This window comes from Cephaloticoccus capnophilus (genome assembly GCF_001580045.1).
In the GTDB taxonomy this organism is placed as follows: Bacteria; Verrucomicrobiota; Verrucomicrobiia; order Opitutales; family Opitutaceae; genus Cephaloticoccus; species Cephaloticoccus capnophilus.
Window position 1 is genome coordinate 1 of the sequence record NZ_LSZP01000008.1, and the last position, 16,943, is coordinate 16,943.

The window sequence follows — 16,943 nt, forward strand, 5'->3', positions numbered from 1 at the left end:
GCGGCGGTCAGTGACCGCTTCCATTTAATTTGGGAATTGGCCTCGTCGCTTCGCGACGAAACCAATTCCCAAATTTGAAAGCATTCCCCCCTGTCGCGTTGCGACAGGGAGGGGAAAGTAGAGTGATAACCCGTTTGGGCGAGGTGGGAAAAGTCACCAGTAAACTCCCTCCTCCAAGTTTGGGTTCCTTTCTACCGAGCGCTTGGCTGCCGTGCGCATGCGCACGGCAGCCAAGCGTTCGGTAAATGGGTGCAGCGACACGCTGCCGCCCCACGTGGAGTGGAAAAAGAAAGCCAGTTTGCGCTAGTTTAGCGCTTGGCGACGGCGGTTTCGGCGCGACCACGTTTAAAACGGGCACAGGCTCTGTTGTTAGGCGGGAGAAATGGGTTGCATGCCTCATCTTGTCGGCGACGTAAATGTCGGTGGTCACAGACCGCACACCATGCCCGACTTCTACATCACGACTGCGATTGACTATGTAAACGGCCCGCCGCACCTCGGCCATGCTTATGAAAAGGTGCTCACGGACGTCATTGCCCGAGTCCGGCGGATGAGGGGCGACCGCGTTTACTTCCTGACGGGTGTCGATGAGCACGGGCAAAAAGTCCAACAAAGTGCGCGTGCGCGTGGCGTGGCGCCCCAGCAGTTTTGCGACGAGATCGCCGCCGAGTTTCGCGCGCTGCTTCCGCGCCTCGACGTGAGCAACGACGACTTTATTCGCACGACTGAAGCGCGGCACAAGCGCGTGGTCTGCGACCTACTCCAACGCCTCTACGACAAAGGCGAAATCTACAAAGCCGAATACCGTGGCTACTACTCGACGCGCCAAGAGCAGTTCCTCCAAGAGAAAGACCGCAACCCCGACGGCACTTGGCCGGAGCTATTTGGCGAAGTGACTGAAATCACCGAGTCGAACTACTTTTTTAAACTGAGTGCCTACCAAGACTGGCTCGTGCGCTTCCTCACGGAAAACGAAGCCTTCGTCTTCCCGAAATTTCGCCAAAAGCAAGTCCTCGAATTTTTAAAAGAGCCGCTCAACGACCTGTGCATTTCGCGTCCGAAAGAGCGGCTAGAGTGGGGCATCCCGCTGCCCTTCGATGCCGACTTCGTGACCTACGTGTGGTTCGACGCGCTGACCAATTACTACTCCGCTGTCGCGGATAAGGAGCCCGCCATCTGGCCCGCGACTTGGCACGTCATCGGCAAAGACATCCTCGTGCCGCCGCACGCCGTGTATTGGCCGATTATGCTAAAGGCCGCCGACATCCCGCTGCCGCGCGGCATCATCGCGCACGGCTGGTGGTCGATTAGGGGCGATAAGATGGCCAAGAGCACGGGCAACTTCGTCGAGCCAAACGCCTTCGTGGATAGCTACGGCACGGACGCGCTGCGCTACTTCCTGATGCGCGAGATGGTCGTCGGCCAGGACAGCGATTTTTCCGAAACCCAATTCCAAGCGCGCTACAATGCCGACCTCGCCAACAACCTCGGCAATCTGCTCAACCGCACGCTCAATATGATTAACCGCTTCGCCGACGGCGTGGTGCCTGCGCCCGAGGGTGCGGCTGAGGCTGCGGCGCCCGAGGCCGAGCTGCGCGCACTATGGGAAGAGACCCGCGCGGCGATTCCCGCGCATTGGGACGGCTTTCAATTCCACCTCGCGCTAGAGCGCACGATTACCTTCGTCAGCGCGACCAACGCCTACATCGAAAAACGCGCACCGTGGAAGCTCGGCAAGTCGAGCGAGCCTGCTGACCGCGCATTGCTGGTGAGGACGCTCGCCACAATGGCCGAGGCTCTGCGGCTCGCCGCCGTGCTGCTGCGCCCGATTATTCCGGGCTCGGTGGCCAAGATCGAGGCGGCACTCGGCTATACGCCGCCGGAGACCGACTGGGCTGCGGAGTGCGAATGGGGCACGCGCCTCAGCGGCGCAAAAGTGGCCGAGAGCCTCGTCCTCTTCCCGCGTATCCAAGCGACGACGAGTGCGGAGGCTGCGCCGAAAAAATAAGGGGCTTTGCGGTGTCGCGAATTTTTTGGGTAAACGCGCTAAACCCGACTCGTATTGTGGTTAGCGCTCGCGCCCTCGCGCCCGTGCCTCCTCTTTTCTTTCTGCTGTGACCTCTCCACTCTCCGTCGATCCCGAGACTAACCAATCGCCGACCGCACTGCTGGGCTTTTTGAAGCAGTGCCGAGAGGCGGCGCGGCGTGCGCGGCGTGCGCAGTTGGTGAGCATCACGATCCGCGTCCCGGCACTCGATCCGTTGGCCGTGCTTGCGACGATTTACGAAGCGGGCGAACGGCATTTTTACGTCGAGCGACCGAGCGAGGATTTGGCAATCGCGGGAGCGGAGGCGGTCCTCGAATTTAATGCGAGCGGCCCGGGGCGATTCGCGGCGGTGCAAGACTTCGTCGACCAAACACTGGCCGCCGCAATCGTCGTCGGCGGCCAAGGGCTGCCTTATTCGGGGCCGCATTTCTTTACGGCGTTTTCGTTCTTTAACGAAGTCGGGCCCGATGAGCCCTTTGGCTCGGCGAGTGTTTTTGTGCCGCGCTGGCAGGTCGCGACTCGCGGGACAGGCGCAGCCCGCAGCACGGTCGCCGTGGCCAATCTCGTCCTTGCCGAAGACAGCGATGTAGAGGCGGCCTGCGAAAAAGTTTGGCGTGCGCATCAGCGCTTTAAAGGGCTTGGTGGGAGTATTGGGAGTCGCTTGTTCCCCGAGCACTTTAGGGACGGGCCGCCAACGAGTGGCTCGCAAGAAAACGGGAGGAGCGAAGGGGAGGGCGCCCTTTACGTGAATGCCGTGCGCAGCGCGGTGGAGCGAATCCGCGCTGGCGAGTTTCAGAAAATCGTTTTGGCGCGAGCGAAGGACTTGCGCGCGGCGGAGCCTTTGCACCCGATGGAGGCCCTGCACCGGCTGCGCCAGCGTTTCGAGCAATGCTACGCATTCTCGCTGGCAAATGGCGCTGGCCAGAGCTTCATCGGCGCGAGCCCGGAGCGACTTCTTCGCGTGCACGGCGGGCTCTTGCAAACGGAGGCACTTGCGGGCTCGGCGCCGCGCGGGAAAACGCCCGAAGAGGATTTTACTTTAGGCGAAGCCCTACTGGGCAGCGAGAAACAGCGGCACGAACAACGGCTCGTTCTCGATGCGATCGTGCAGAGTCTCTCACCGCTTGGGCTGCAACTGGAGTTTGCCCAAATGCCGGAGCTACGCCGCCTCGACAATGTGCAACACCTGCACACGCCGATTCGCGCCGCGTTACCAGTGGGGATTCGCGCGCTGGATGTGCTTTCGTCGCTGCACCCGACACCGGCAGTCGGCGGCGTGCCACAAGCGGCAGCCTGCGCAGGGATTCGCGCGATCGAGGACTTCCCGCGCGGGCTCTATGCCGGGGCGCTCGGCTGGGTCGATGGTCGGGGCAATGCGGAGTTCTTCGTCGGGCTGCGCCCGGCCTTAATTGATGGGGAGAGTGCACGGCTTTATGCGGGCGCGGGGATCGTCGGCGCATCTGTGCCCGAAGAGGAGCTTGCCGAGACCGAGCTGAAATTTGCGGCGATGGAGCATGCGCTCTTTGCCAAGTCTTGATGCGTCTTTCCGATGTCCATGATCGCTCCCCAACTCGACTCGCGAAACGCCAATACGCTTTGGGCGAGCGTGCTCGTAGAAACACTCTACCGCTGCGGCGTGCGGCAGGTCGTTATTTCGCCTGGCTCGCGCTCGACCCCGCTCGCCTTTGCCTTTGCGCGGCACGCGACGATTGAGGCGATTCCGGTTTTGGACGAACGCTCCGCGGCCTTCTTCGCACTTGGGCTGGCGAGGCAAGCGCGGTCTGCGACGAGCCGCCAGCGAGTGGCTCGCCAAGTAAGCCGGCCTGCGACCGCACTTGTTTGCACTTCGGGAACGGCGGTGGCGAATTACCTCCCGGCAATCATTGAGGCGCACGAAAGCGGGGTGCCGCTGATCGTGCTCACTGCGGACCGTCCGCCGGAGCTGCGTGACTGCGCTTCGGGGCAAACGATCGACCAACAAAAAATCTTCGGCGGCTTCGTGCGGTTTTACCACGAGCTCGCCGTGCCCGAGCCGCGCTATGCGTTACTGTGTTACCTCCGCCAGACCGTGGCGAACGCATGTAAGCTAGCGAGCGACCAACACGGGCCGGTGCACCTCAATATCCCCTTTCGTGATCCACTGGTGCCGAGTGAGGACGGCGGCGAGGCGGCGCGCGTTTTTGGGGAAATGCGTGAATCTTTTTTCGAGCATCTCCATGCGGAGCAGTCGCACTCACTCGAAGTCGTTGAGCTCAAAACCCTGACCGCCGCGCGTGGCGTGATTGTCGCCGGGCCGGAGTGGGGGAGCGACCCGCGCGAGTATGCGGCCCAAGTTGGGCGGCTAGCGCGTGAGCTGGGCTGGCCGGTGCTCGCTGACGGTGTCTCGCCGCTGCGGCACCATCCGGTAGAAGGGGCGGTAGTGGTGACGGCTTACGATGCGATTTTGCGAAACGATGCCGCCGCCCGCGCGCTCATGCCCGATCAGGTGCTTTGCTTGGGCGATTGGCCGACGAGTAAAGTGCTCCGTGCTTCGGTTGCAGCGTGGGAGCCGGAGATTATCCAAGTCACTTCGCCCTCGCGAAACCGCGATGCGCTTCATGGTCGGACGCGGCAAATTACTGCGCCGCTTGCCTCGCTTCGTGTGGCGCAGATGCCGCCCACGCTCGACTATCTAAACGCGTGGGCGAAGGCCGAAGCCTCTTCGAGGCGCTTACTGGATACGCTGACCTTGTCAGCGCATCCGCCGCAGCAAGAGGCTGAAATCCTTGAGGCCGCGATTGTGCCGACTTTAGCCCGTGCGCTGCCTGAGGGCGCGGTAGTTTTTGTCGCCAGTAGCATGCCGATTCGAGACGTGGAGTCCTTTTGGCCGAAGACGGAGCGCGGCTTCGAGTTTCACTTTAACCGCGGGGCCAACGGGATTGATGGCACGCTCTCGGCTGCGCTCGGCGTCGCGCACAACGCCTCCGCCGCGCTTGCCCCGACTCCACGCCCGACCTTTCTGCTCTGTGGCGACCTTTCATTTTTACACGATAGCAACGGGCTACTGCTTGCCCAAAAGCTGGGCGGCTCGCTGACGGTCATTTTAATCAACAACCACGGCGGCGGGATTTTTGAGCATTTGCCCGTGGCGAATTATGAGCCGCCCTTTGAGGCGTTTTTTGCAACGCCGCAGGAAGTCGATTTCGGAAAACTCTGCGCCGCACACGGTGTCGCGCATTGCTCGATCGCTACGCTCGCCGAGTTGGAAACCGAGCTTGGCCACTCTCCGCAGCAAGGCTGCCGAGTCCTCGAACTAAATACCGATCGCAAACGCTCCGCCGCCCACCGAAAGGCGCTTTTAGCACAGGTCTCGGCATCGGTGATTTAGACTCGTGCCTCGAATGGGTAGGCATTGGATGTCCTCAGCTGCGGCAGGCTTTCTGAGCGCAGGTTGACATGACCTCACATTGAGCGAGTGTAGGGAAACAACGAACCCTCAAACCCGTACAACAGCATGAACACAGTAACAGACCGCGAGTATGCCGAACTACGAAAAATGATGGTCGAGACTGACGCTATTATAGCTCAGATGCGCAAAATGAATGATGAGCGCGAGAAGCTGCGGGCGGAGACTATGAAAATGCAGACGGAAACGAAGTGGCATCCCGTCCGCTACGTCGGCGGAGTAGCCATCGGCACAATTCTGTTCGTTGCTGCGCTTGTCGGAATCTTGAAAGCGTTTCTGCAATGAGCCTCACTGCACGCGACGAACTCATGAGCGCGGAGGCATTCGCAGCCCACCGGAAGTCTGTCCTCGCGAAGGCCGCTGAGTCGGTGATTTAGATCTGTCTTTCGGCCCATTTTTCCGAGCTTAGGAAAAGGGTCAGCGGGCTCGGGGCTCCCCTAATCGTCGTCTTCGTCGTCGAGCCAGTCTTCGACTTCTTGGCGGCATTCGCGGATGACTTGCAGCCAGATCGCGCGCAGGTCGAAGAGGCTTACGCGCATTTCTTCGGCGTAGCTGCGAGCGGCGGGCGTATCGGCGGCGTTGAGCAGCGCGTGGCTTTCGTTGAGTGCGGCGAGGCCCCGTTTAAAGAGGCTTATGGCGAGCGCGTATTCGCCGCAGTCCATCGACTGGATGGCTTGCATGGCGTGGTCTTCGCCGCGCTGGAGTGTAGCGAGGTAGCGAATCGCGAGCGGTATGGAGACTTTGTCCGGAGTCTGGGCAAGAAGCTCCCAAGTGCGGCGGAGCCGTAGGTAGAGGGCGCGCGTGGCGATGAAGAGCGGGTTTCGCTGCGGGGTGTAGACTTCGTAGTAAGCGTCCGAGTCGGGCGCGGCATCGTCCGGGGAAAATGGCGGCAAGTGCGTAGGCCTTGACGGCGGGCGCTGCGCAAGCGCGTCCGCCGATTCGTGCTCTGGCACGGGCGGCGACTCCGGTCCCTGCGCAGCCGCCTGAGACTCACTCGGCTTTTTCACGCCAGCGTTTACGTTAGCAGTTGGCTCGGGGGCGGCCTCGGCGGTGGATCCGTGGGCATTCTCGCTATCCTCATCTTGCCGGTTCCACGCGGCCCATCCCATGCAGCGAGCGACTTCGTCGGTGCGCTTGGGATGCTCGAGGAACATCTCGTAGAGCGCGAGGTAGCGATGTGGCTGCTCGTCTTGCTCGCGTAGGTAGCGCTCCCAGTGGAATTCGTTCCACTCTAGGTCGTCGAGATCGCCGCTCCACTCGCCATCGAAGAACCCGTTGAAGTCGTTCATTTGTAGAGTGGAAGGCTGCTCGTTTGTGAGGCGAGCGCAAGTCTCATTGGAGCGTGTCGCGCGCGCGTGGCGGTGGCGTGAGCTGCCGAGCGGCCACCCTTGAGTGCGAGCATATCTGACTGTCCGCGCTGGACTTGTGCGGAGCAGCCTACGTTTATCTGCGCCCATAATGATGGATAATATGCAGTACGAGCAGGTTTACTTCTCTGGGCGGGTGCAGGGCGTGGGTTTTCGCCAAGCGGTGCTCCAAGCTGCGCGCGAGTTCGAGGTGGCCGGTTTCGTGCAAAACTTGAGCGACGGGCGGGTGTTGCTTGAGGTGGAGGGCAAAGCGGCGGAAATTGACGGGCTAGTCAGCGCGGTGGAGGAGCGGATGCATGGCTACGTGCGCCAAACTGAGCGAGGTGAGCCCGAGCAACGGGAGGCCGTTTACGCCGGTTTTGAAATTCGCTGAGGCGAGTGTCGCTGAATACGAGAAACAAAAAAACGCACAAACGACGCCTCACATATGGACGTAAGTAATGAAAGCTCGGGCCCTTCAAAATGGCAGGTGTGGAGCGAGGCGGCCCGCCCAAAGACACTGCCTGCGGCGATTGCGCCGGTGCTCGCCGCCTCGGGGCTGGCTTGGCACGAGGGCGCCTTTGACTGGCGGGCGGCTCTCCTGTGCGCGGCGTTTGCGCTACTGATGCAGATCGGCGCGAACTTCGCCAACGACTACTACGACGGTATCAAGGGCAGTGATACGGCAGAGCGGCGTGGACCGCGGCGGGCAGTCGCCTCGGGCTTCGTATCGGCAAAAACGATGCGCGCGGCGATGTGGGCGGTGTTTGTGCTAGGGCTTGCGCTGGGCCTCGGGCTCGTCGCGTGGGGCGGGTGGTGGCTCGTCGGAATCGGTCTCGTAAGTATCTTGTGCGCAGTCGCCTACACAGGTGGGCCGTATCCGCTCGCCTACCACGGCTGGGGCGATGTGTTTGTGTTTATCTTTTTCGGGCCGGTGGCAGTGGGGGCGACTTATTATGTGCAGGTTGGCGAGTGGGCTTGGACGGCGGGCGTGCTCTCGGTTCCCATCGGCCTGCTCGCGGCAAATATCCTCGTCCTAAACAACATTCGCGACGAGGCGGAGGATCGCCGCGTGGGCAAACGCACGACGGTGGTGCGTTTCGGCCAAGGCTTTGCACGGGTGCAGTTTGGCACGGCCTTTGTGGTGAGTTTCGCGTTACCCCTGCTCGCGGTCTTCGTTGGCGGGATGAGTATGTGGCTGCTTGGGACATGGCTGCTTTTGCCCGAAGCATGGCGGCAACACGCACGGCTAGAGGCGAGCCAAGGCGCGATAGAGTTGATTAAACTCCTGGGCGCATCGGGACGATTCTTGGGGGCCTATGCGCTGCTCGTCGCGCTGGGATTAGTGATGAGTGCGCCGGGCGTGCCGCCCGTGGAGCAGTTTGATCGGGAGGCACTCGTCCGACAGTACTCGCCGGTTCTGCGCGAGATTGAGCCGAGTGCCGCGTTGAGCGTCGGTAATGGCCGTTTCGTCTTCACCGTCGATGTGACGGGGCTGCAAACCCTCGCGGCTCATCACCGCGAGTTGGGCGACCTGCGCTTGGAGACACTGGCGAGTTGGGCCGCGCTCGATGCGTCCGATGAGTGGGTGGCTGGCAGGGCGGGGGCTCTTTATCCCTTAGGCCAGCTCGGGCTTGTGGATGACCGGGGCCGTACGCTGCGTGCCGAAGATTTTGAGGGAGTTGAGCAAACGCTAAACCTGTGGAGCGGCGAGCTACTGAGCCGTTTCGAGTGGAAGGGCTTTCCTGTAGAGGTCAGCACAGTCGCGCACCCGAAGAACGACGCCGTAGCGATACGGATTAAGTCCACTGCGCTCGCCCAAGGCCGCTTGCGAGTGATGCTCGCGTATCCGAATCCGTATGACATCGAGGGCCTGAACAGTCCGGTCTTAGTCGATAACTCCGAGCCCGTGCCGCACACGACTCAGCGAATCGACCGCGGGCGACGGCGCGCGGATTTTCTCCGCCGAGGCGATGAGTTGAGCTACTACGCTGCGTTTGGCTGGAGCGAAGGCGGCCGACTCGAAAACGCCCCCGCACAAAGTGCGGCGACCACTCCGAGCAACGGTGCGAGCGACCAAGACGCCCACGGCTTCGTGCTGCGGCCCGCGCATCGCGAAGACGTGCTAGAAATCACGCTCGAGTTTTCGCCTGTCCCGCTCGGCCCAGCACACCGAATCGAGACTTGGCGGATGACTCGCGCTGCCGCCGCTCGGCATTGGGAAAGCGTTTGGGAAACAATCGCTGAGACTGACTTTGCTGATAGCGACGGGGAGTCAGAAAAGGTTCGCGACATCCTTTCGGAGTATTTGAGGGCGATTCAGATTCCTTTGAAAGGAGACTAAAGGGAGGCGGAGACTCGCCTCTGAGTCGCCAAAAAAGGCCGCCCTAGTTAGGCAGCCTCAGTGAATGGACGGCGCGCCAACGGAACGGACGCGCCGCAAAATAAGAAGGAGCTATCGAATCGGCTGTGTGTCGTGCGCCCTTAAATATGTGCGGTGAGTTTTGCCTTGAGGGCGTCCTTCGGGGTCATGCCGACGATTTGCTCGACGACTTGGCCGCCCTTGAAAATCAGCATCGTGGGAATTGCGCGGATGGCGTATTCGGCGGCGATTTGCTCGTTTTCGTCGACGTTGACTTTGGCGATTTGCACGCCGTCGAGTTCGCGAGCGAGTTCGTCGAGGATAGGCGCGATGGCTTTACAGGGACCGCACCAAGGGGCCCAGAAGTCGACGAGCACGGGTGTGTCTGCTGCGATCGTCGCCTTAAAGTTATCGGCGTTTAGTGTGAGGATTTTGTCGGACATAGGTTTAAGAGGGGGTGGGATGAGGTCGTTTTTTCCAAAAACGCAAGGGGACTAGTCCCTTTTTTTAGCGGCGTTCCAGCGGCGTGCCGTTGGTACGCCGTCGTCAGGGAGTTGAGGCGTTAGCCTATCTTGGCGTCGCCTTGTGGATGATTTCGGCGAGCTCTTTGGGGCCGACTTGTTGGAGTTTCTTACTGCGTTTTTTGAGTTCCTCGAAGGTTTTTACGAGTGTCTCGGTCATCCGGTCGTGGGTTTCGGAGGAGCCGCCGATGATGGCGAATTCTTCGCCTGTGGTGATGCGTTTGTGGCCGTCCTTGTTGTCGAAACCGATGCCGAGCAGTCCGGCGCGTGGGCCAAGGGGCGAGCGTTGGTTGGGTTGCGGGATCACAGGGCTTACGGTGGAGGGCGCTTGCAGGGTTTCAAGGCTGCTAAGTCGCTTTTTTTCTGCAAATAGCGCGACTCGCCCACGCGGGTTTTTTCGTTGTTTGGCGTTGGGGGAGGGCTCGACGCAGTATTATGCGGCTTCGTCTTCGGCTGCCGATTCGCTGGCAGCCTCACTTGCCTCGTTGTCTTCGACTGCCGTGCAGAGGATGTCGGCAAAGGCTTCGTCTTGAGTGAGGCGTAGGCGTTTGAGGCGGGTCAGCTCAAGGACGGCGAGGAAGGTGGCGACCAAGTAGCGCAGTGTGATCTTTTCGGGGAGCAGTGCGGAAAAGCTGAAGCGTTTCTCGGTTTTTAACCGCGCGAGGAGGTCGTCCATCCGGTCGGAGACGGTGACTTGCTCTTCGTGAATCTCGCCCACCACGCGGGTTTCGGCGAGGCGTCGCAACACGGTGTTAAAGGCCTGCCAGAGCTTGATTCGGTCGATGGGTTGCAGGGGGCGTTCGCTGGGCTCGGTGAGTGAGTGGGCAGGGCCGCTACCGAGTCGCTCTATGAGGTCGTGCCGCTGGGTGATGAGTGAGTCGAGCTGTTCGGAAGCTTCTTTAAACTTTTTGTATTGGACGAGTTGGTGGACGAGCTCCCAGCGCGGATCCATATCGTCTTCGTCGCTTTCGGCGGCGACTGCGTGCTGGCCTTTGGGCAGGAGCAGGCGGCTTTTTATCTCCATGAGGGTCGCGGCCATTACGAAGAAGTCGCCCGCGATTTCGAGGTCGAGCTCCTGCATGGCGTGCAGCGCGTCGATGTATTGGCGCGTCACCGACTCGATAGGGATGTCGTAAATATCGAGCTCGTTTTTCCGGATGAGGAAGAGGAGCAGGTCGAGCGGGCCTTCAAAGACCGGCAGTTTGATGCGGTAGTCGGAGTCGGGAACCACGGGGTGGGATGGCGGTGAAGGGTTGTTAGGAAAGAGAGCTTGGAAGGGGAAGAGTGAGGCGGGCTACAGCGCCGTGGCACGACAAAAGCTCTCTGTGCCGAAGGTGCTGTAGGCGTTTGCTGCACGGTTCATTCTGTCGCGCGAGCGTGAATGGCTGAGGCGACATGCCTCCGCCTCAGCAGCGGAGGCTTACGCAGACGAAAAAGCCGTCGGTGTCGTGCTGGGCGGGCATGAGGGTGTGGGAGGCCCACTGCACGAGGAAGTCGCTGCACTCGGCTTGGAAGCCGGAGATGACCACTTCGTTTTCGCTGCGGCACAGCGAGCAAGTCGCGTAGACGAGTCGCCCGCCGAGCTTGGCAAACTCCTCGTCGGTCATCTTACCGCCGCGTTTGGCGTTGGGCGAGCCGGTGCCGGGCCGCACATAATTGGAAAACTGTTTGAGCAACTCTAGCTGCTGCTTGGCGTGTTCACGGACGCGCTCGTGGGTCGTCACCCACTTAAGGTGTGGTGCACGCCGCCAAGTGCCGGTGCCGCTGCACGGCGCGTCGACGAGCACGCCATCGAAATAGGTGCCCTCGGACGGCAGTGTATCGATAATTTCGATATTGGTAAGCCGTGCGCGGGCGGCGCGTTCGCGCAGCTCGACGAGGGCTTCGGGGCGGATGTCGTAGGCGGTGACTTTACCGCTCGGGCCGAGGATTTGGGCTAGCTGGAGCGTCTTGCCACCCGCACCTGCACACGCGTCGAACCAGTGGCCGCCTGCCGGAATGCGCTGGGAAGCGAGGACGAGTTGCGAGCCGAGATCTTGGACTTCAAAGAGCCCGCGGCGGAAGCTTTCGGTGTTCGTTACGTCGGCATCGGTGGGGGCACGCAGCGCGTTGGCGAGGATCTCGGATTGCTCCAGCGTCCAGCCGCGCGCCGCGAACTCGGTCTCCGTGTCGTGCAGCGCGTGCGCGAGCTCGCCCTCGGTGTTGCCTTGTAAGCGCAGCCAAAGCGGCGCGCGCCGGTGTAGCGCGGCGCATTCCTCAGGCGCGTAGGCGGTGGGGCACTCGTCCCAAAACCAGTCGGGGTAAAGCTTGTCTGGGTTTTTAAAAGGAGACTCGGCGGGGGCCGCGTTGGCATTGCCCAGCAGCCCCTCGCGAAACGCGGCAACTGCGGGCGTATCGCCGGCGAGTTCGGCAACCCGTTTTGCTGCGGCGGTGCCGGCCTCTTCTTCTGTATCGAGTAGCGGCTCGATTAACGGCAGGTAGCGCAGGGTCGTGTAAATGAGTTCGCGGTAGAGCCGCCGGTCGCGCGATCCGAAGCGTCGGTCGCTGGCGAGGAGCCGCTGAATCCGCTCGGGTAGGGCGGTGTCGCGCCGCCAATGCGGGCGCAGCTCGGCGAGGAGTTTTAGGAAGATCTGCGCTTGGTTTTGAGCACGGGGCTGAGCAGTGCCGCTTGCCTCTTTTGGGGCGGCGTTGCGGTCGCAGGCCGGGCCGCCGCGTCCATTTTCTTCGGGATTCATGATGCGTGCTGAAATTGAGGTTTGAGCGTGCCGATGTAGCGCAGGTTTCGATACTGCTCGGCAAAATCGAGGCCGTAGCCGATAACGAATTGATCGGGGATAGAGAAACCCACGAAATCCGCCTCGAAGTCCACCGTGCGCCGATCCTTCTTATCGAGCAGCACGCAGACGCGCAGGCTGGTCGGGCCGTGCTTGCGAATCATCCGGGTGACGAAGTCGAGCGTCTTGCCGGTGTCTAGGATGTCGTCGATTACGAGCACATGTTTTTTTGCAATATCGAGCGTGAGCTTGCCCAAGACTTGCGGCACACCGCGCGACTCGACCGCGTCGCGGTAGCTGGAGATGCGGATGCAATCCAGCCGGATCGGGTTCTCCAACTCGCGCAATAAGTCGGCAGTGAACACGAGCGCACCGTTGATTATCGAAATAAGCGTCAGCTCCTCGTCGGGGCCGTAAACCACCCTAATCTCGCGCCCAAGCTCTGCGATTCGTGTGCGTAGTTGTTCTTCTGTGACGAGCACGCTTTCGACATGCGGATGGAGGCGCTCGCCATCTGGCGATGGCGGAGCAACGGTGTCGGGTCGGCTTGGCGGCATGGAGCCATTTGTAAAGCCGCAGGCCGCGCGCGGTGGCAATGCCGTTCACTGCGCGCAAGTTGCGCGTGCCGCCGAGTTTGGGCGACTGCCGACAACTTACTGCGGCCAATTCCTTTGACTTAAAAACTGACGCTGCACTTTTTCGCGACGCACAGCACTCCTGTGCCTCTTGCGTTCCGAGTGTGCACCTTCCCTTCGCTGCTCCCCGCTTTCTCCACATGATTTCCATACGGATCGACAAGCTCACGAAGCGTTTTGGCGCGGTGACTGCACTGGCCGGGCTCGAGCTCGAAATTGCCCCTGGGGAGTTGTTTTTCTTGCTCGGCCCGAGCGGTTGCGGAAAGACGACGCTGCTGCGCAGTCTCGCCGGTTTTTACACGCCGGAGGAGGGCCGCATCTTTTTTGATGCGGAGGAGGTGACATCACTCGCCCCGCACAAACGGAACACGGGGATGATGTTTCAAAGTTACGCACTCTGGCCGCACATGAGCGTCGCCGAGAACGTCGCCTTCGGGCTTCACGAGCGAAAAATCCCTAAGGCCGAAATCGCTGTGCGTGTCGCCGAGGCCCTCCGGTCGGTGCATATGGAGACTTACGCCGACCGCCGTCCTCAACAGCTCTCCGGCGGCCAACAACAACGCGTGGCACTCGCTCGCGCCCTCGTCATTCGCCCGCGCTGTCTGCTGCTAGACGAGCCGCTCTCAAACCTCGACGCAAAGCTCCGGCTAGAAATGCGCACGGAGATTCGCCGTGTCTGCAAAGAGTTTAAACTGACCACCGTTTATGTGACGCACGACCAAAAGGAGGCCCTCTCTATCGCCGATCGGATGGCGATTCTCGACGGCGGGCGCATTCTCCAAGCCGGTTCACCGCGCCAAATCTACAAACGCCCAACCTGCAAAACGGTCGCGGGCTTCATCGGTGAGACGGACTTCCTCGAAGGCCAAGTGCTCGGGCTCGACACAGACGCGACGAGCGGCGAGACGGTGGCCACAGTCGAAACACCCCTGGGCCGCTTTGAGGGCGTGCTCGGTGCGCCCGAAAAGCCGCCTGCGCTTGGGCAAACGGTGACGCTCTCAATCCGGCCCGAGTGTTGGAACTTGAGCGAAGCGACTGCGCGGCTGAGCAGTTCGGAAAAATCGGCCCACCCGGCTGGGCGAGCGGATAAAATCAACAGCTTGCGTGGGCGAATCGGCGGCTGCGTCTACTTGGGCGAGGTTGCGCAATACGACTTCGTCACGGAGGGCGGCCGGGGTGGTTCCCGTAATGCCCTGCCAACTACGCTCAAGGTTTTCGAGAAAAACCCACGGCGCTTTATCGACGGAAGCGACTCTGGGAAGGCGGCAGGAGAAGTCCTAGCGACGGTCGAGCGGGAGGACGTCGTCGTCCTTGTCGAGTAAACGGTAAACCGAGCCGCGCGCCCAACCGGAAAATCCATTCTTCGCCCCATTTCTGATGCTCAAGCGCAGTTTCATTATCGCCGCACTCGTCCTCACGCTCGCGTTACCCTTTGCGTTGCGCCCCCCGAGTGAGAAGTCGAGGCGCGGCGAAAAAGCGGACGACACACTCGTGATCATTAGTCCGCACAATGAGGCGATTCGCTACGAGTTTGGGCGTGCGTTTCGGCATTGGTATCGCGAGCGGACGGGCCGGAGCATCACTGTGGATTGGCGAGCGATCGGGGGGACGAGCGAGATTACCCGCTTCATTGAGTCGGAGTATCTGACCGCGTTTCAAAACCACTGGACGAAGACTCTTGGCCGCCCGTGGAGCGCAGAGGTGCAGGCGGCATTTGCGAATCCGCAGCTCGATAGAAATGACGAGTCGGGTGACGACGCCGCCTTTGACGGCGAGGTAAAAAATGGGTCTGTGACCCCACGCGTGGCGAGGGCGGCCTTTCTCGCTTCCGAAGTCAGTTGCGGGATTGACCTGTTTTTTGGAGGCGGTGCCTACGACTTCATTCGCCAAGCGGCGGCGGGGCGGCTCGTGCCTTCGCGGATTTTTCAGACGCATCCGCAGTGGTTTGCTGACGACGTCGTGCCACAGCACTACGCGGGCGAGCCGTATTGGGATGCGCAAGGCCGCTGGGCTGGCGTTGTCCTCGGGGGCTACGGGATTCTCTACAACAAGGACGCACTTGCGCGACTCGGCGTTGAGGAAGCCCCGCAGCAATGGGCCGACCTGTGTGATCCGCGCTTTTTTAGGGAAGTCGCGCTTTGCGACCCGACGAAGAGCGGCTCAATCGCCAAAGCCTTTGAAAACCTTATCCAGCAGCAGATGCAGGCGCGGTTGGCGGAGCTGCTCCGTGCGAATGCGAGTGCGGGAGCGAGTCTTGTTAACCCGCAGTTTGATGGAAATGAGACTTTAGGCGTGAACACGGCCTTTGACGGCGAAGCAAAAAATGGGGCCTCGACCCTGCGCGCCGTGCGCGAAGGTTGGGAGGCGGGCTTGAGGATTATCCAACTGATGGGAGCCAACGCGCGCTATTTTACGGATTCGGCGCAAAAGCCGCCGATTGACGTTTCCCAAGGCGACTCCGCAGTGGGTATTTGTATCGACTTTTACGGACGCTACCAAGCGGAGGCGACGACTCGACGCGACAACACCGACCGCCGCGCCGCCCCGGTCAGCGACCGCGCTACGCCACTGGCTGCGGGGCGCCTCGTGTATGTGAGCCCGCGCGGTGGCTCTGTGAGCTCGGCGGACCCGATCGGGCTCTTGCGCGGTGCGCCTCATCGCGAAGCCGCCGAGTTGTTTATCGAATTTACGCTCTCGATGGAGGGGCAAACGCTCTGGAACTTTAAAGTCGGCACCGAAGGCGGCCCCACGCGCTTTGCGCTGCGACGAATCCCAATCCGCCGCGATTTTTACGCCCGCGAAGAGTGGCGTAGGCTACGCTCCGACCCCGATACGCGGCCCTACGCGCAGGAAGACGCACTCGTTTACAATGCGGCGTGGACGGGGCCGCTTTTTCGAGAAATGGCCTTCGTCATTCGGGTGATGTGCCTCGATACGCACGACGAGTTGGTCGCAGCGTGGCGCGAAATCATCGCGGCAGGAATGCCAGCCGATGCGCTCGCCGTGCTGCAAGATATGTCGCTCCTTAGTTACGACCGAGTAGGCGGAGAGATCCGCGCGTCTCTGCGCTCAAAAAACCGCGCCGACGAACTGCGGCTCGCTCGCGAACTGGGCGCGCAACTGCGCACCCAATACGCTAAAGCCGCCGCAATCGCGCGGGCAGCTACACCAGAACGCTAGCTCCGCACGGAGCAGGGCGTCACACTGACGAAGTCTTAGCGCGAATGACTCCCGAGCGCGGGTGGAGGCCGAGCGCTTACGCTGAAAGGGTTTTTGAACGGGCGGCGACGAAGTCGATGATCGCCTGGTCATCGTCGCCAGCGCGCCAGACGAGATTCATGAACTCACTCGGGTGAATGTTATTCTTCGCGAGGAAACGCCGGTCGCCGGCGCAGCAAAACATTCCCGAGTCGGGCAGTTCCCCATGCAGCTTGGCACGCGCTTTTGCCAGAAGGCGCGGCAGCCAAATTGATTCGTCTTTAGTGGGCCAAGTTGCGGGATCGTCTTTTTTTCCCGTCCATTGGCCGTTTTGCACATTGAGGAAATAGTCGCGGCGGATGATTTCGATGCTAAGTGCCGTGTCGTAGTCGGGACCGCCTTCGTCGTGCAGGTCTTCGACGTAGTCGTAAACGTGCTGTGCGGTGATACCGTTGGCCGTCAGAAAGGCCAGTTCTTCGGGCGTAAAGTAGCTTTCCGCTCCACGCCGACCTTCGGTATAAAGTGCAAGCGCACGGTCGTAGATTTCGCGGAACTGTTGGGTGAAGGTGAAGTGATTCATAGTGCTGGTATGTTGCCACTGCGCTGAGTGAGCGC

General features: G+C 61.1%; 15 protein-coding genes. 8 read left to right on the plus strand and 7 right to left on the minus strand.

What is annotated here, in order from left to right; translation table 11 throughout:
* Nucleotides 1–391 precede the first annotated feature (391 nt).
* The 4 genes from metG (at nucleotide 392) to AXK12_RS01075 (ending at nucleotide 5,777) form a co-directional block, all read left to right on the plus strand.
* Nucleotides 392–2,008 (plus strand): methionine--tRNA ligase, encoded by a 1,617-nt coding sequence (metG, locus tag AXK12_RS01060; RefSeq protein ID WP_231863471.1) that lies wholly within the window; start codon nucleotides 392–394, stop codon nucleotides 2,006–2,008.
* A 106-nt stretch (nucleotides 2,009–2,114) separates the two neighbouring features.
* Entirely contained in the window at nucleotides 2,115–3,584 is a 1,470-nt protein-coding gene (locus AXK12_RS01065; protein WP_068710930.1) for an isochorismate synthase, read from the plus strand.
* An 18-nt stretch (nucleotides 3,585–3,602) separates the two neighbouring features.
* A complete protein-coding gene (gene menD, locus AXK12_RS01070; RefSeq protein ID WP_082782542.1) occupies nucleotides 3,603–5,414 on the plus strand; it encodes a 2-succinyl-5-enolpyruvyl-6-hydroxy-3-cyclohexene-1-carboxylic-acid synthase in 1,812 nt (603 codons plus the stop codon).
* A 126-nt stretch (nucleotides 5,415–5,540) separates the two neighbouring features.
* Nucleotides 5,541–5,777: a hypothetical protein gene (locus tag AXK12_RS01075; protein ID WP_068710932.1), complete on the plus strand. Its 237-nt coding sequence runs from the start codon at nucleotides 5,541–5,543 to the stop codon at nucleotides 5,775–5,777.
* A gap of 152 nt (nucleotides 5,778–5,929) precedes the next feature.
* Here AXK12_RS01075 and AXK12_RS01080 read toward each other — a convergent pair whose 3' ends face one another.
* Nucleotides 5,930–6,781 carry a prolipoprotein diacylglyceryl transferase gene (locus AXK12_RS01080; protein ID WP_068710933.1) on the minus strand — a complete coding sequence of 284 codons (852 nt, stop codon included), beginning with the start codon at nucleotides 6,779–6,781 and terminating at the stop codon, nucleotides 5,930–5,932.
* A 169-nt stretch (nucleotides 6,782–6,950) separates the two neighbouring features.
* Here AXK12_RS01080 and AXK12_RS01085 point away from each other — a divergent pair, with 169 nt between their 5' ends.
* Entirely contained in the window at nucleotides 6,951–7,232 is a 282-nt protein-coding gene (locus tag AXK12_RS01085; protein ID WP_231863472.1) for an acylphosphatase, read from the plus strand.
* Nucleotides 7,233–7,286: 54 nt separating this feature from the next.
* The gene (locus AXK12_RS01090; protein ID WP_068710935.1) at nucleotides 7,287–9,182 is read left to right on the plus strand and encodes a 1,4-dihydroxy-2-naphthoate polyprenyltransferase; all 1,896 of its coding nucleotides are present in this window, start codon (nucleotides 7,287–7,289) and stop codon (nucleotides 9,180–9,182) included.
* Nucleotides 9,183–9,322: 140 nt separating this feature from the next.
* Here the strand turns inward: AXK12_RS01090 and trxA are convergent, their stop codons facing one another.
* The 5 genes from trxA to hpt form a co-directional block, all read right to left on the minus strand.
* Nucleotides 9,323–9,643: a thioredoxin gene (gene trxA / locus AXK12_RS01095; protein ID WP_068710936.1), complete on the minus strand. Its 321-nt coding sequence runs from the start codon at nucleotides 9,641–9,643 to the stop codon at nucleotides 9,323–9,325.
* 124 nt (nucleotides 9,644–9,767) lie between these two features.
* Entirely contained in the window at nucleotides 9,768–10,028 is a 261-nt protein-coding gene (locus tag AXK12_RS01100) for a hypothetical protein (RefSeq protein ID WP_068710937.1), read from the minus strand.
* A 126-nt stretch (nucleotides 10,029–10,154) separates the two neighbouring features.
* A complete protein-coding gene (locus tag AXK12_RS01105) occupies nucleotides 10,155–10,952 on the minus strand; it encodes a segregation and condensation protein A (RefSeq protein ID WP_068710938.1) in 798 nt (265 codons plus the stop codon).
* 175 nt (nucleotides 10,953–11,127) lie between these two features.
* Entirely contained in the window at nucleotides 11,128–12,456 is a 1,329-nt protein-coding gene (locus AXK12_RS01110) for an RsmB/NOP family class I SAM-dependent RNA methyltransferase (protein ID WP_068710939.1), read from the minus strand.
* Nucleotides 12,453–13,052, minus strand: coding sequence for a hypoxanthine phosphoribosyltransferase (gene hpt / locus AXK12_RS01115; protein ID WP_068710950.1), 600 nt, complete (start codon nucleotides 13,050–13,052; stop codon nucleotides 12,453–12,455). The genes AXK12_RS01110 and hpt overlap by 4 nt, the downstream gene beginning before the upstream one ends.
* A 218-nt stretch (nucleotides 13,053–13,270) precedes the next feature.
* Between hpt and AXK12_RS01120 the strand changes: the two genes are divergently transcribed.
* On the plus strand, nucleotides 13,271–14,452 hold the full coding sequence (locus AXK12_RS01120) for an ABC transporter ATP-binding protein (protein WP_068710951.1): 1,182 nt from the start codon (nucleotides 13,271–13,273) through the stop codon (nucleotides 14,450–14,452).
* Between the two features lie 55 nt (nucleotides 14,453–14,507).
* Nucleotides 14,508–16,310, plus strand: coding sequence for an ABC transporter substrate-binding protein (locus AXK12_RS01125; RefSeq protein WP_068710940.1), 1,803 nt, complete (start codon nucleotides 14,508–14,510; stop codon nucleotides 16,308–16,310).
* A 76-nt stretch (nucleotides 16,311–16,386) separates the two neighbouring features.
* Here AXK12_RS01125 and AXK12_RS01130 read toward each other — a convergent pair whose 3' ends face one another.
* Complete coding sequence (locus tag AXK12_RS01130) at nucleotides 16,387–16,908, minus strand: DUF5069 domain-containing protein (protein WP_068710941.1); 522 nt, start codon at nucleotides 16,906–16,908, stop codon at nucleotides 16,387–16,389.
* Between the last annotated feature and the right edge of the window lie 35 nt (nucleotides 16,909–16,943).